The sequence below is a fragment of the Mycobacterium sp. genome, from assembly GCF_035499775.1.
Lineage (GTDB): Bacteria > Actinomycetota > Actinomycetes > Mycobacteriales > Mycobacteriaceae > Mycobacterium.
Window position 1 is genome coordinate 1 of sequence record NZ_DATJYB010000568.1, and the last position, 12370, is coordinate 12370.

Below are 12370 nucleotides of genomic sequence, written 5' to 3' on the forward strand. Positions count from 1 at the left end.
CATCGAAGAAACGCGACCGAACAGCTAGCAAAGATCTGTCAGAAGAAGGAGAACCATCCAAATGATCACTAACCCCTTCCAGAAGAAGGCCTATGACGCGGTCGCGGCCGCACTTCCGTTTGCAATTGATCCTGCGAAGATCACCGTGCAGCCCGGGGTGTCTTACCTACCGAGCCCGATCAAGCTGCACGACTACGCCGCCGGTGTCATGGCCGCGTTCGGCTCGGTCGTCGAATATCTCGGCGAGCTACGCGGGCTGCCGTCCCAGACGATGACCCTGAACCGTCGGCTGTGCGGGTTCCATCTCAACGAGCTGCAGACCCAATTCCTTAACGGTTATGCGGTCCTGCTGGACAACTGGCCGGTGGGTGCCGACAACGGCGCCTATCGCACGAAAGACGGGCGCCACGTGTGGACGATTGGGCTTTTCCCGCACCTGTTCAATGCACTACTGCGCCATCTCCAGTGCCCGAACAACCCGGAGGCGATCCAGGCGGCGGTCGAGAAGTACACCGCGCAGCAGCTCGAGGACGACGTCGCGGGTGGCCTCAATCTGGCGCTGGGCATGGTGCGTACGCCGCAGGAATGGCTGGCCCACCCGCAGGGAGCAGCGACGGCCAAGCTGCCGTTGTTCAACATCGATCAACAGGGCACCAACAAGAAGCGTGTGCTCGGCAACGCCAAATATCGGCCGCTCGAAGGGGTGCGGGTGATTGACCTCACCAACGTCGTTGCCGGTCCCACCGCGGGTTTCGCGCTGGCCGAGCAGGGCGCCGACGTCATTGCGGTTCATCCGCCCCGCGGCGACTGGGTGACCCCGATCTGGCTGAGCGTGGGCTGGGGCAAGAAAACCATCCTGACCGACATCAAGAGTCCCGACGGGAAAAAGCGCTTCATCGAGCTGCTGGCCGGCGCGGACGTCGTGCTCAGCAGCCAGCGGCCCGGTGCGCTCGACCACCTCGGTCTGGGTGAGGCCGAGCTGCGGGAAATCAATCCCAACCTGATCTACGCGTCCGAGTCGTTCGCCTCCCTCGGTACGCCCTGGGCCGGGCGCCGCGGTTTTGAGCAGATTGCGCAGGCGGTCACCGGCACCGCGCACGTGCACTCCGAGGGTCTGGGGCTGGAATCTCCTACCGTGACGCCCGCCCTGATGAACGACCACCTGACTGGCTATCTGTTGGCCATTGCGGCGGTGGCGGCCCTGGTCGAGCGGGAAGAGCAAGGCGGCTTCTGGCGCGTCGACACCTCGCTCACACGGTGTTCCACGTTCGGTCAAACCCTCGTCGAGCCGATCGATGACGAGCCCTATGCGCCGATCACCGAGCAGGACCTGATCGAGCACGGCGTCGACCAGGTCAGCCCGTGGGGCACATTCACGCGGTTCGCTCCACCCGTCGCGTTCAGCCATACGCCGTCGATGGCGTTGCGCCCACCCTCGTGGCCGGGCACTGACCCCGACACCATCGGGTGGACGGCCAACCCGGCCGGCGACGCGCCACCGCAGGTGCCGCACTATCCGTCGAAGGTGGTGCGCGAGGGTGGCATCCGCAATTTCGTGCCCAATTTCGGCATCGAGGATCGCGGTGATGGCGGCGGCGTCGTCGGCCTTGTTTTCAAGCCGGCGGCCCTCGAAGCACAGCTGAAGAAGTACGCAGCAGCCCACGTCTAAGCCGCAAGCACCTGGGCCGGAGCCAGCGCAAGAACTCGGCTAGCCGAGTTCTTGCGCTTAGCTCTGCGATCGCAACACCTGAAAACACATTTCCTGCCAAGGAATTACAAGCTCGGCATCGGAGAAACACAACCGAATAATCCACCACATTGAAAGGAATCATCCTGACCAGCAACACATCTCAAGGTTCGGGAGACTTTGACATCAACGCGGAGTTCCGCTCGGTGATGCACAGCCTCGGACTGTCCCCCGAGGACACTGGCGGCGAAATCACGTTCATCGGCGAAGACCCGATCTTCCCGTCCAAGCATCGACTCGGGGCGTGCGTCAGCATCCCGATCATGGCCGGGGCGGCGGGGATTGCCGATATTTGGCGCCAGCGCACCGGCCGCGGTCAGGACCTGACTCTGGATCTGCGCAAGGCCATCCACGGGATCAACCCGATGTACAAATTCACGCCCACGATCAACGGCTACCCCTATCAGCTGCCGTACTGGATCAACCCCGACTACCAGATCAACAACCCCATGGGGTTCGACCTGTACCGGACCAAAGACGGCCGGCTCTTCTTGCCGACCGGTGCCTACCCCGGCCTGCTGAACAACATGTGCAGTTTCCTGCGCTGCGGGCCCAATAAGGACCAAATCGCCGATGCCGTATCCAATTGGGACAGTGAGGAATTAGGAGAACCACGTCTTCAAGGCGCCGACCGTCCGGAGTGCGTCCGCAGTAGTTCCATCGGCGACCCGCGCTTGCCAACGCTCTCAACCGTTCGGCCTGTGGCTCTTGCACGGAGTCAACGCCCAGGCTGAAACTCGTTCGCATGAGAAGGTCAGCACAAGTTGCTTTCGATAACTCGCCTCATCATGCGAGCGGACTGCAGCTGCGCCTGAACCCCAGCGATTCGTTGAACTTCGCGGGGTTCGAGTAAGGACACCAAGGTGTCCAAAAGTGGAGGCAATAGGAACGTACTCGAACATGAGGCCACTCCGAGAGAAGTGGGCTAACCTGCGGAAACGTCTCCGAGAGGCTCCCACGCGATCGCCACTGTCACGTCACGATGCCACGCCACGCCGTTTAAAACGATTCCTCAGCGCTGACGACATCGCCGACATTGCGCAAATGTACGAGGTCGGCGACACCACCGAACAGATCGGTGACGGCTACGGCATGTCCAAGGCCAGGGTTGCCACCGTGCTCCGGGAGTGCGGCGTCACGCTCCGCCGCCAAGGTCTCACGGACGAACAGGTGAATGAGGCCGCCGAACTTTACGCCGCTGGCCGCTCATTGGCGTGGCTTGGATCCCGCTACGACGTCTCGCACACGACCATTGCTTATGCGCTTCGGCGGCAAGGGGTTCTGTTGCGGCCGAGACCAGGCTGGATTTAACCCCCGTCGCTCCACGAGGAAGTTCGGTTGCCGATAGAGCAGATTTCCATATCCCGTGTTGGCGCCGTCAATAGCTGGCACTCTCGACAACGACTTCCAACACACTCGCCGAGTGGCTACTCCGAAGCAACCTCTGGGTCACTCAGAACCGCCTCGTTCGCGCCCGCCGTAAATGACGCCGCTGATCGCTACGGTCTGGTCCAACACAGCGAATGCTATAACGACGCGTCGTCTGAAGCCGATCGTGCGGAGTCCTGACCTGATATCGTCGCGCCCACTGCCGCGATGCGGGAACGTAGCCAGTTCCTCGCAGTAAGCGACGATCCCCTCCGTGTAGCGCGCCGCGGCTTCCGCCGACCCCGCGCGGCGGCAATAAGGCGGTATAGGTCGACGAGCTGATCTTCCGCCTTGGGCGTGAAGACGACGCTGGGACTCACACGCTCCCGGCCTGCTCGGCGGCCAGCCGCGCCCGCACCCTCTGTGCAGTGACGGCGCGCGAAGGATCGGCGACCACGGCATAGTACGCGGTGGCCACCTCTTCACGAAGCCAGGCTTCAATAGCCTGATCGCGGGCGAACAACGCCCGCAGGCACTCCTACCGCGCGGCGCGGCGCGTGCACCTGGGAGATCTCGTGCGCGTCGCGCAGATACACATCAGACGCAACCTCCAGCCGCCACCAGACCGGCGGTGTGGTGACTAACAGATCGACCCGGACATAGGTCAACACGTCCGGGCGCCAAGGGCAGCGCCGAGAGGTGGCGACCGTCTGTCGAACGAGTCGATCACCGGGCACCCTCGCCCCTGCCCAGCGCGGCATACGCGGGGCGAAGGATCTCGACCAGCGACCGGCCCCGCGCCCCGACAGCGACATCGGCAAGTTGATCGAGCAATGCCGTCGACAACGTCACCCGCGGGCTGGGCGACGGCAGGTCGGCCTGCCGAACGAAATAGGAGTCAAGGCAATCGATGAGCGGCCGCCCCGGCTGCTCGGCCCGATCGGCAGCGGGGCGACCCTGCGACCGGGCAGCCTGCAGATTCGCCAGCAGATCCTCACGCTCGCGTCCACGCCACGCGAGGATGGCGAACGGATCATCGTCGAACGCCTCGGCCAACAGGTAGAACGTCGCGGCAAGGTGCTTGCACGGCACCGCGCCATCAGGGCAGGAACAGTCCAGCGACAGCTCCCGGGGGGTCGCCGGGAACAGTGGAAGCCCCAGCCCGGCGAAGACATCCTCGATATCGTCCGGCATCTCTCCAGCGAGCAAAGTGGCGGCATACCAAGCGTTTTCGGCCAGCGCACCCTCCACCTGCGCCCACTCACTCTTGTCGAAGGCACCGATGCCGATGCGCACCCGGTAGGGGCGCACCCGGCTGCCCTGCACCTGTGCGGTGACCAGCCCCGGACCCACATCCATCGAGATCACTTGCCCCTTGCGGGCATAGCTGCGCCCGCGCTGGAGCCGGCTGCCCATCCCGATACCTTCGAGTACCTCGATGAACCGCCGGGACCACCAGGTTTGGGCGATCGCGCCGCGGGTGCTGCGGGCTCTGAGTCCGCCGTCGACCGGCCGGGGCAGCGACGGGGGCGGGAACCAGTTACTCACCAACGGCCCCCTCGGACAGGGTGAACAGCTTGCGCAGATCGCCGGTGGACAGCTCTGTCAGCCAGCCTTCCCCGTCACCGACCACGAGATCGGCCAGCGCCCTCTTCTGCTCGATCATGTCGTCGATCTTCTCTTCGAGCGTGCCAGTGCAAATGAACTTGCGCACCTGCACCTTTCGCTTCTGGCCGATGCGAAACGCGCGGTCGGTGGCCTGGTTCTCCACCGCGGGATTCCACCAGCGGTCAAGGTGCACAACGTGATTGGCCGCGGTGAGGTTGAGCCCGGTGCCGCCGGCCTTCAGCGACAACAGGAAGATCGGCGGCCCCTCACCGGACTGGAAGCGCGCCACCATCTCGTCGCGCCGCTTCTTCGGGGTGCCGCCGTGCAGGTACAGCACGTCCTGTCCGAATCGCCCGGCCAGGTGCGGCACGAGCATCTCGGCGAATTCGGTGAACTGGGTGAAGCACAGCACCCGGTCACCCTCGGCGAGGATTTCCTCCAGGATCTCCTCGAACCGGATGACCTTGCCCGACCGCGCACCCACCGGCGAACGGTCGTGCAGCAGTTGCGCGGGATGGTTGCAGACCTGTTTGAGCTTGGCCATCGCGGCAAGCACGTTGCCGCGCCGCTCGATGCCCTCGGTGTTCTCGATCTTGTCCATCATCTCGTTGACGATCGACTGGTATAGGGATGCCTGTTCGGTGGTGAGCTGGCAATACTGCTTGATCTCGATCTTCTCGGGCAGGTCGTCGATGATCGTCGGGTCGGTCTTGAGCCGGCGCAGGACGTACGGGCGGGTGATCTTGCGCAGCCGCTCGGCCGGCTCGGTCTGGCCGTACTTCTCGACCGGGATCGCGTACCTGGTGCGGAACACCTCGGACGAGCCGAGCAGGCCCGGATTGAGGAAATCCATGATGGACCACAGCTCGGCGAGCCGGTTTTCGACCGGGGTCCCCGTGAGTGCCACCCGGTGTCCCGCCTCCAGCCGTCGCACCGCCTTGGCCCCGCGGGACAGACTGTTCTTCACCGCCTGCGCCTCATCCAGCACCACCCGGTTCCACCGGAATCCGGCGAGCTCGCCGATATCGCGGGTCGCGGTGGCATAGGTGGTGACCACGACATCGGTGTCGGCGAGGTGCTCGCGCAACGCGTCCCCCCGCAGCCGGGCCGTGCCGTGGTGGGCGTAAACCCGAAGTGTCGGTGTGAATTTCGCGGCTTCCCGTTGCCAGTTGCCGACTAGCGACATCGGGCATACCAGCAATGTCGGACCCGTAGCAGGCTCGACGTGACGTTGTACGGACTCCAGGGCGAGCAACTGCACGGTCTTTCCCAGCCCCATATCGTCGGCCAGGCAGCTGCCCAGCCCCAGCGAGGACAGGAACGCCAGCCAGGACAGCCCGCGCTGCTGGTAGGGACGCAGCTTCGCAATGAACTCCGGCGGGGGTGCCAGCGGCTGCAACGACTGGGCCGCCACCCCGCTGAGCAGATCGCCGAGCCAGCCGTCGGAGCGCACCGCGGTGACTTCCAGCGGGCTGTCGGTGTCGTCGGGATGGCTGGCGGCCAACGCGAGGATCTCGGCCGTGGTCGCTTGGCCGGTGGGATTCTTCGCCAGGAACTCCAGCCCTCGGCGCAGTTGATCGGGATCGACCGCCACCCACTCGCCGCGCAATCGGATCAGCGGGGCCTTGGTCTCGGCGAGCGCGGCGATCTCGTCGTCGGTCAGGGTGTCGTCCCCGACCGCGAGTTCCCAGCGGAAATCGACCAGTTGGTCGCGGCCGAATCTGCGTGTGCCGCCGACCACCCCGTCGACCGGTGTGGACGCGGACACCGCGAGCCCGAGCTTGCGGCGCCGGTCCCACCACGACGGCAGCAGAACGCCGAACCCGGCCTCGTCGAGAAGCGGCGCGGCGGTGGACAGGAAGTGGTGGGCTCCCGCGGCGTCCAGCGGAACCCCGGATGGACGCGCCGTGCGCAGCGCAGGCGCGAGTTCCGGGTAGATCCGGACGGCGCGGCCGAGCTCAGCGAGCAGCAGCTCCTGGGGCCGGTCCAGCCAGCGGCGCAGGCTGCCGTCCTCGTCCCAGGTCTGCTCCGCGGGTACCAACAGGCTCGGGTCAGACATGGATTGCAACAGGAACTGCAGACGCCAGCCGGGCTGTTGGTCGTGCCGCTCCTCGGTATCGGTGAGCCGGAACATCGCCCTTGCCGGGCCAGGCTCGTCGGAACCGATCGCATCCCACGGCTGTAGTGCCCGGGCGAGCGCGTCGAGTTCGAGCGGGTCCGCGTCGAACCGGCCGTCCGGGGCGGTCAGCGCGGTCAGCCAGGCTTCCTGGGCTGGAACGTGTTTCGGGCGGCGGCCACGCCGGGGCGGGAGCAGGTCGATCCCGGCCGGCAACGTAGTTCGCACCGCCGCATCCGCGAAGGCATGCAGCGCCGAGGTGACCAACTCGTGGCCGTCCTGGGCACCCGGCTCCGCCCGGCATACCGGTGGCATCGCGGCGATCAGCGAGTTCAGGGCCACGACGTCGGGACCTTGCACCACCGGACGCCAAAACGCGACTGGCCCATGTTCGTCGCGGGAGAGCGCGGGCAGGACCCGGCCGCGCTCCACCAGCTCCCGCGCGAAGGTGGCCAGGTCGTCCAGATACGCCACGGACGCGCCATACCGCACATCGGGGGCAGGCTCGTCCAGCGCGGTCAACGCCGACGCGGCAGGTAGGGACATCACTGGAACGGTCCAAGGTAGCAGATCGGGTTCGATTCTTGGCGCCGGGCGCGGCGTGACGCGGAACAGTTCTGGTGAGTCCAATGGCGACTTCCGCAACGACGGCAACAACAGCACCGCCGTACCCGGCTTGCCGACGTGGATCGGGGCGATGGCGTCGGCGGCCGCGGCGAAAGGATGCGGACGCGCTGTACGCAACGCTTCACTGGGACTCGTGACCGTGAGCGTGGAATCCTCCGCCCACAGGCAAAGCCCGTTCGAGGCGGACCAGAACCCGTGCAAGACCAACATTTGACCTATCTCTTTCGGCCGGATGCGGAGTCAGGCTAACTTGCGAAGGCAAGCACGCCGCGACGCCACGCGCGGGCAGCCTCGGCAGCGCACCGAGGTCGTGACGGGTGGGGCGGACGGTGCCACTGATGGCAGAACGGCGAGACCCGGGATCACACCGTGCTTTCGCACAAACGACAGCGGTCCATCTGCTGCTCGAGTTCGAAATGCGCCGCGCGGTGGCACTACGTGCCCGGAGCCGGGGTCATCCGCAAGTTGGTCCGGGGGGCATCGGCGAAGCAGACCGCGACCTCATAGTGGGCTCCACACCGGGCGCGAAGCAATCGCCCGGCGCGCTCACGATCGCTCGACGGCTTGGTGAGCGGTGATCGTCGAAACCAGCGAGACTCTGATGTGAGACCTTAGATTGCAGTCGGGATGAGTGGAGCTAAGGGGACTCGAACCCCTGACCCCCACACTGCCAGGAGCGGGCAGGCTTCCTGACCAGGCATGATAGCGAGTATTCCAGGCTGTAGGCGTCGACGCTGGTGGGATTACTGTCGTCGCGGTTGTCGTCAAGACTGTCGTCAAACGGCTCAGATTAGTGGTCGGTGGCCGCGCCTTGTCTTGGGGGCCGGGCGGGAGAAGCGCACCGCGGTGAACAACGACCCGCGGATCGTTCCCGGCATCCTCGGCGGGCGGCACCAGCGGCCTGGGCGGGCTGATCGGATCAGGCGGAGACGGCGGCAACGGCGGCTTTGGCGACGACGTGGGCACCAGTGCCGGAACCGGCGGCGCCGGCGGCACCAGCAGGGCGCTTGGCAACGGCGGCACCGGCAGCCTGGGCGGCCCAGGCGATTACTTGGCTGGTCCGGGCGGCGACGGCGGCCCCGCCGGGTTGATCGGCAACGACGGACGCGGTGGCGACGGCGCCACCGGCGGCATCGACTCGGCTGACGGTGGCACCGGCGGCGCCGGCGGAATACTGTTCGGCTTCAACGGCGCGAGCGGCCAGTAACGCCCACGCCATACCGGCAAGCGGTCATTCAAGTATCAAAAACGCTTGCATCGCAGCCGACCACGCGTTCCACGTCGTGCGCACCCATCACCTTCGCGCGCGAAGTGCAGGGCCAACTGGGCAGCACCGAGGCCGACGGTAGGAATGCCGGTCCGAGCCGGGCGGTGCTCGTAGCCCAGTAGCGCAACTCGGGCCCACCAGCAGGCCAGCTCAAACGCCGCGGCAGTGCGACCGTCGTTGGCATACCGCAGATTCGAGTGCACCTTGAGCGCCGGCCCGGCGTTGACCTCGATCAGGTGGCCGGATTTGTGGCGCCCCGGGTAGTTGGGGTGCGTCGCGTGCGCCATGTCGGCTGAGCCACCGCACAGGTCGGCGACTGCGACCGTCACGACGGCGCGGGACTCGTTTCATCCCGAACCCCGGGTTGTGGGCGTAGACGCGGTTCGCCCCGACGTCCTGCGAGCGACCCTGCGCGTCGATTTTGGATGTTTTGGTGGGTGCGCCCGGTCGTGGCAGGGCGGCGCCGCGCGGTCGAGCACTCGGCACCCGAGATCATCGCCACTGAGAGCCGACAGAGATGAAATAGTGACGACATGAGCGCAGAGTCAGAAGCCGGCGAGACGGTCTCGGCGCGGAGGTCTCGCGACGGTGAATCGCTCGCATTGCGATTGATCAAAGTTGGTAAAACGTACGGCGCCGGGCCCACCCGAGTTGTCGCCCTGCATGAGGTGACCCTAGAAGTCCGGGCGGGCGAATTTGTGGTACTGCTCGGCCCGTCAGGATCGGGAAAGACGACGCTGCTCAACATCATCGGCGGAATCGATCAGCCATCCGATGGAGCGATCGAGGTCAACGGCCAGAGTATCGGAAAGCTCAGCCGCAAACTACGCACGGAATATCGCCGCGAACACGTCGGTTTCGTCTTCCAGTTCTTTAACCTGGTGCCTACTTTGACGGCGCGCGAGAATGTCGAACTCCTTGCCGAGCTGACCGGGCCCGACGCACCAGCACGCAGTCGGGCCGCATTGGACCGAGTGGGCATCGGTGAGGTCGCAGACCGCTTCCCCGCACAACTTTCCGGGGGTCAGCAACAGCGCGTGGCGATCGCCCGGGCGATCGTCAAGCGGCCCCCCCTCTTGCTCTGCGACGAACCCACCGGAAGCCTCGACCTGGTCACCGGCCGACAGGTCTTGGCCGCGTTGAGCGACTTGGCTCAAAACGGCCGGCAGACAGTCGTCGTGGTAACTCACAATTCCGAAATAGCCCGTATGGCGGATCGGGTGCTGTGGCTACACTCGGGCGCGATCAGCAAGACGGAGATGAACGAAAATCCTTTGGATGCATCGGAATTGGACTGGTGAGCCGCGCGCTGCGTCGCAAGGTACGTCGTGACGTGTGGCGGGAACGGTGGCGCTTCGCGGCGATCGCCGCAATCATGGCAATAGGCGTAGCCGTATTTGTTGCCGCCACAGATAGCTACCGAAATCTCGATCAATCCTTCGACCGGTCCTACACCACCCAACGGCTGCCGGACGCGGTCCTATCCGGGCCCGGGGCCGCCGGGCTGCGCGACACCGTCACCACGATGCCGGGCAGGCCGCTGGTCGACGTTCGCCATCAAGCCGACGTCGGCATACGGGTGAACCAACATGCTCTTTACGGGCGCGCTATTGGCGTACCCGACGCAGGGCAACCGAGTGTGTCGTTGCTTGACATACGGATGGGCGCACTGCCCCACGTCGGGCAGCTGGTAATCGAGCAACATGTGGCCGACCACTACCATCTTCGTCCCGGAGATACTGTCGAACTGTTGGGACGGCAAGGCTGGCAACGTTTTACGGTCGCGGGCTCAGCTCTGTCGACCGAGTACCTGTGGCCGGCACGCTCCGGCCAGGAGATCTTTACTACCCCCGAGGACTTCGGAGTGGTGTTCCTGCCCGACGACGAACTACAGCGTGCGCTGCCGAACACGAGCGAACAGATCGCCGTCTACGCGCGTGACCGCTCAGCCGCAGACGCCCTGACCGCTGCGGCGGCCGAGCTTGCTCGAAACGCCGAACTGCAATTCGTTCCCCGCGCGGAGCAATCGTCATACCGCACCCTGCAGGACGACGTCGTCCAGTTCGGCAGTCTCGCCCGAATCTTGCCTTGGCTGTTCCTTGCGGCAGTCGTACTCGGCACTTACGTGCTGCTCTCGCGGATTGTCGCAGCTCAGCGAGCCGTTATCGGAACCCTGATGGCCAACGGACTCTCAGCGGGTGCGGTGCGAAGACATTACCTGGGATACGGCCTTGTCTGTGCCGCAGTGGGAACACTGCCCGGGTTACTCGGCGGCTACCTACTAGGACAATGGATCACAGCCAAGTACACGCAGGCAATCGCACTGCCGATGCACCTCACATCGATGCATGCTCTCACCTATGTGCTCGCAGCTGTCGCGGCCGTCACTGTTGCACTGCTGGCCGCGGTGGCACCGGCCGATGCCGCAGCCAGAATGCAGCCCTCGGAAGCTATGCGTGTGGCCCCGCCGATGGACCGCGGCCACAGCAGCACCATGGAACGCCTGCTCCCGGTGCTGCAACGCGTCCCAGCGCGGTGGCGGATGATGCTGCGGGCCATCCTTCGAAATCGTCGGCGGACAGTGTTCACAGCGGTCGGGGTGGCGGTGTCGGTCATCTTGGTGATGGTGTTCGCCGGCATGCGCGACACAATTCCCGGCATGGTGCATCGGCAGTTTGGACAGATCGAGCGACAAGATGGAGAAGTCGTGGTGTCCGGCTCGACCGAACCGGTCTTGGACAAGCTGCGCGTGGACCAGGACGTCGCCGCGGCCGAGGCCTACAGCTCCTACGGCGTCACCGTTTCTTCTGGCGTGCACCGACAGGAAACCTTGATGATCGGCCTGGCACCGCAGACCCAAATGCACGCGTTTCCAGTGCAATCGGGAGCTGACCGGCTGCCCGACGACGGGGTTCTACTCGGGGTAAGCCTGCGTCAATTGCTGTCACTCTCACTGGGCGACCGCATCGATGTTGTGCTGCCGCAGTTCGGGCTCCGATTCACCGAGCGGGTGGCGGGATTTGTCGACGAACCGTTCTCACCGGTCGTGTACATCTCGATGAACCACCTACGAACAGAAGCCGGTTCGCTTCCGGCCAATGGCGTGCTGATCAAGCTGAAACCCGGAACTACGGGCCGCGGGGTAGGTGATCGGATCGCAGCGATACCGGGAGTGGTAGCGTACCGGTCGATGACATCGCTGGCATCGACCATGCACGACGCTTTCAGCCTTTACGACACCTTGGTCGACATCATGCTTGTCTTCGCCGCCGTCATGGCGGCCGCCATGTTGTACAACGCGATGTCGGCCAACATATCCGAACGGCTCGGCGAGCTCAGCGCACTGCATGCCCAGGGGATGGGCGCCGGCATGCTTTCCCGATTGATCGCCACCGAAAACTTCAGCCTCGCCGTATTTGCGGCTCCGTTCGGCGTTGTTGGCGGTGTCCTGCTCGCGGATCTTCTGCTATCCACTTATCACAATCACGGCTATCAGCTGCGACTCGAGATGCAGCCGACGACTCCCGTGGTGGTGGTATGCGCCATTCTCCTTGCTGCCGCGTTGGCCCAAATACCCGTCGTGAGGCGGATTCACGGCATCGATCTGTCGCGGATCGTGAGAGAACGTGCCCTGTGA

General features: G+C 65.0%; 10 protein-coding genes and 1 pseudogene. 6 read left to right on the forward strand and 5 right to left on the reverse strand.

Annotated features, from left to right (window positions below; all coding sequences use genetic code 11):
• Positions 1–61 precede the first annotated feature (61 nt).
• From VML93_RS34375 to VML93_RS34385, 3 genes are all read left to right on the forward strand, one after another.
• Positions 62–1669 carry a CoA transferase gene (locus VML93_RS34375; RefSeq protein ID WP_325617664.1) on the forward strand — a complete coding sequence of 536 codons (1608 nt, stop codon included), beginning with the start codon at positions 62–64 and terminating at the stop codon, positions 1667–1669.
• A 149-nt stretch (positions 1670–1818) separates the two neighbouring features.
• Positions 1819–2481: a hypothetical protein gene (locus VML93_RS34380; RefSeq protein WP_325617666.1), complete on the forward strand. Its 663-nt coding sequence runs from the start codon at positions 1819–1821 to the stop codon at positions 2479–2481.
• Positions 2482–2791: 310 nt separating this feature from the next.
• Positions 2792–3058, forward strand: coding sequence for a helix-turn-helix domain-containing protein (locus VML93_RS34385; protein ID WP_325617668.1), 267 nt, complete (start codon positions 2792–2794; stop codon positions 3056–3058).
• A 138-nt stretch (positions 3059–3196) separates the two neighbouring features.
• On the opposite strand, the gene VML93_RS34390 is transcribed toward VML93_RS34385, so the two are convergent.
• The 4 genes from VML93_RS34390 to VML93_RS34405 form a co-directional block, all read right to left on the reverse strand.
• Entirely contained in the window at positions 3197–3562 is a 366-nt protein-coding gene (locus VML93_RS34390) for a type II toxin-antitoxin system RelE/ParE family toxin (protein ID WP_325617691.1), read from the reverse strand.
• Positions 3492–3638, reverse strand: a complete 147-nt coding sequence (locus VML93_RS34395) for a hypothetical protein (RefSeq protein WP_325617693.1) — start codon at positions 3636–3638, stop codon at positions 3492–3494. Before VML93_RS34395 ends, VML93_RS34390 begins: the two co-directional genes overlap by 71 nt.
• 203 nt (positions 3639–3841) lie before the next feature.
• The gene (locus VML93_RS34400; protein ID WP_325617670.1) at positions 3842–4666 is read right to left on the reverse strand and encodes an SWIM zinc finger family protein; all 825 of its coding nucleotides are present in this window, start codon (positions 4664–4666) and stop codon (positions 3842–3844) included.
• Positions 4656–7676, reverse strand: a complete 3021-nt coding sequence (locus VML93_RS34405; protein ID WP_325617672.1) for a DEAD/DEAH box helicase — start codon at positions 7674–7676, stop codon at positions 4656–4658. Before VML93_RS34405 ends, VML93_RS34400 begins: the two co-directional genes overlap by 11 nt.
• Positions 7677–8424: 748 nt before the next feature.
• Here VML93_RS34405 and VML93_RS34410 point away from each other — a divergent pair.
• Positions 8425–8673 carry a hypothetical protein gene (locus VML93_RS34410; protein WP_325617673.1) on the forward strand — a complete coding sequence of 83 codons (249 nt, stop codon included), beginning with the start codon at positions 8425–8427 and terminating at the stop codon, positions 8671–8673.
• 24 nt (positions 8674–8697) lie between these two features.
• Here the strand turns inward: VML93_RS34410 and VML93_RS34415 are convergent.
• Positions 8698–9029, reverse strand: a pseudogene (locus VML93_RS34415) (M18 family aminopeptidase); the annotation flags it as partial.
• Positions 9030–9266: 237 nt separating this feature from the next.
• Between VML93_RS34415 and VML93_RS34420 the strand changes: the two are divergent.
• Together VML93_RS34420 and VML93_RS34425 are read left to right on the forward strand one after the other, a co-directional pair.
• The gene (locus VML93_RS34420; RefSeq protein ID WP_325617675.1) at positions 9267–10034 is read left to right on the forward strand and encodes an ABC transporter ATP-binding protein; all 768 of its coding nucleotides are present in this window, start codon (positions 9267–9269) and stop codon (positions 10032–10034) included.
• Positions 10031–12370, forward strand: a complete 2340-nt coding sequence (locus VML93_RS34425; RefSeq protein ID WP_325617677.1) for an FtsX-like permease family protein — start codon at positions 10031–10033, stop codon at positions 12368–12370. Before VML93_RS34420 ends, VML93_RS34425 begins: the two co-directional genes overlap by 4 nt.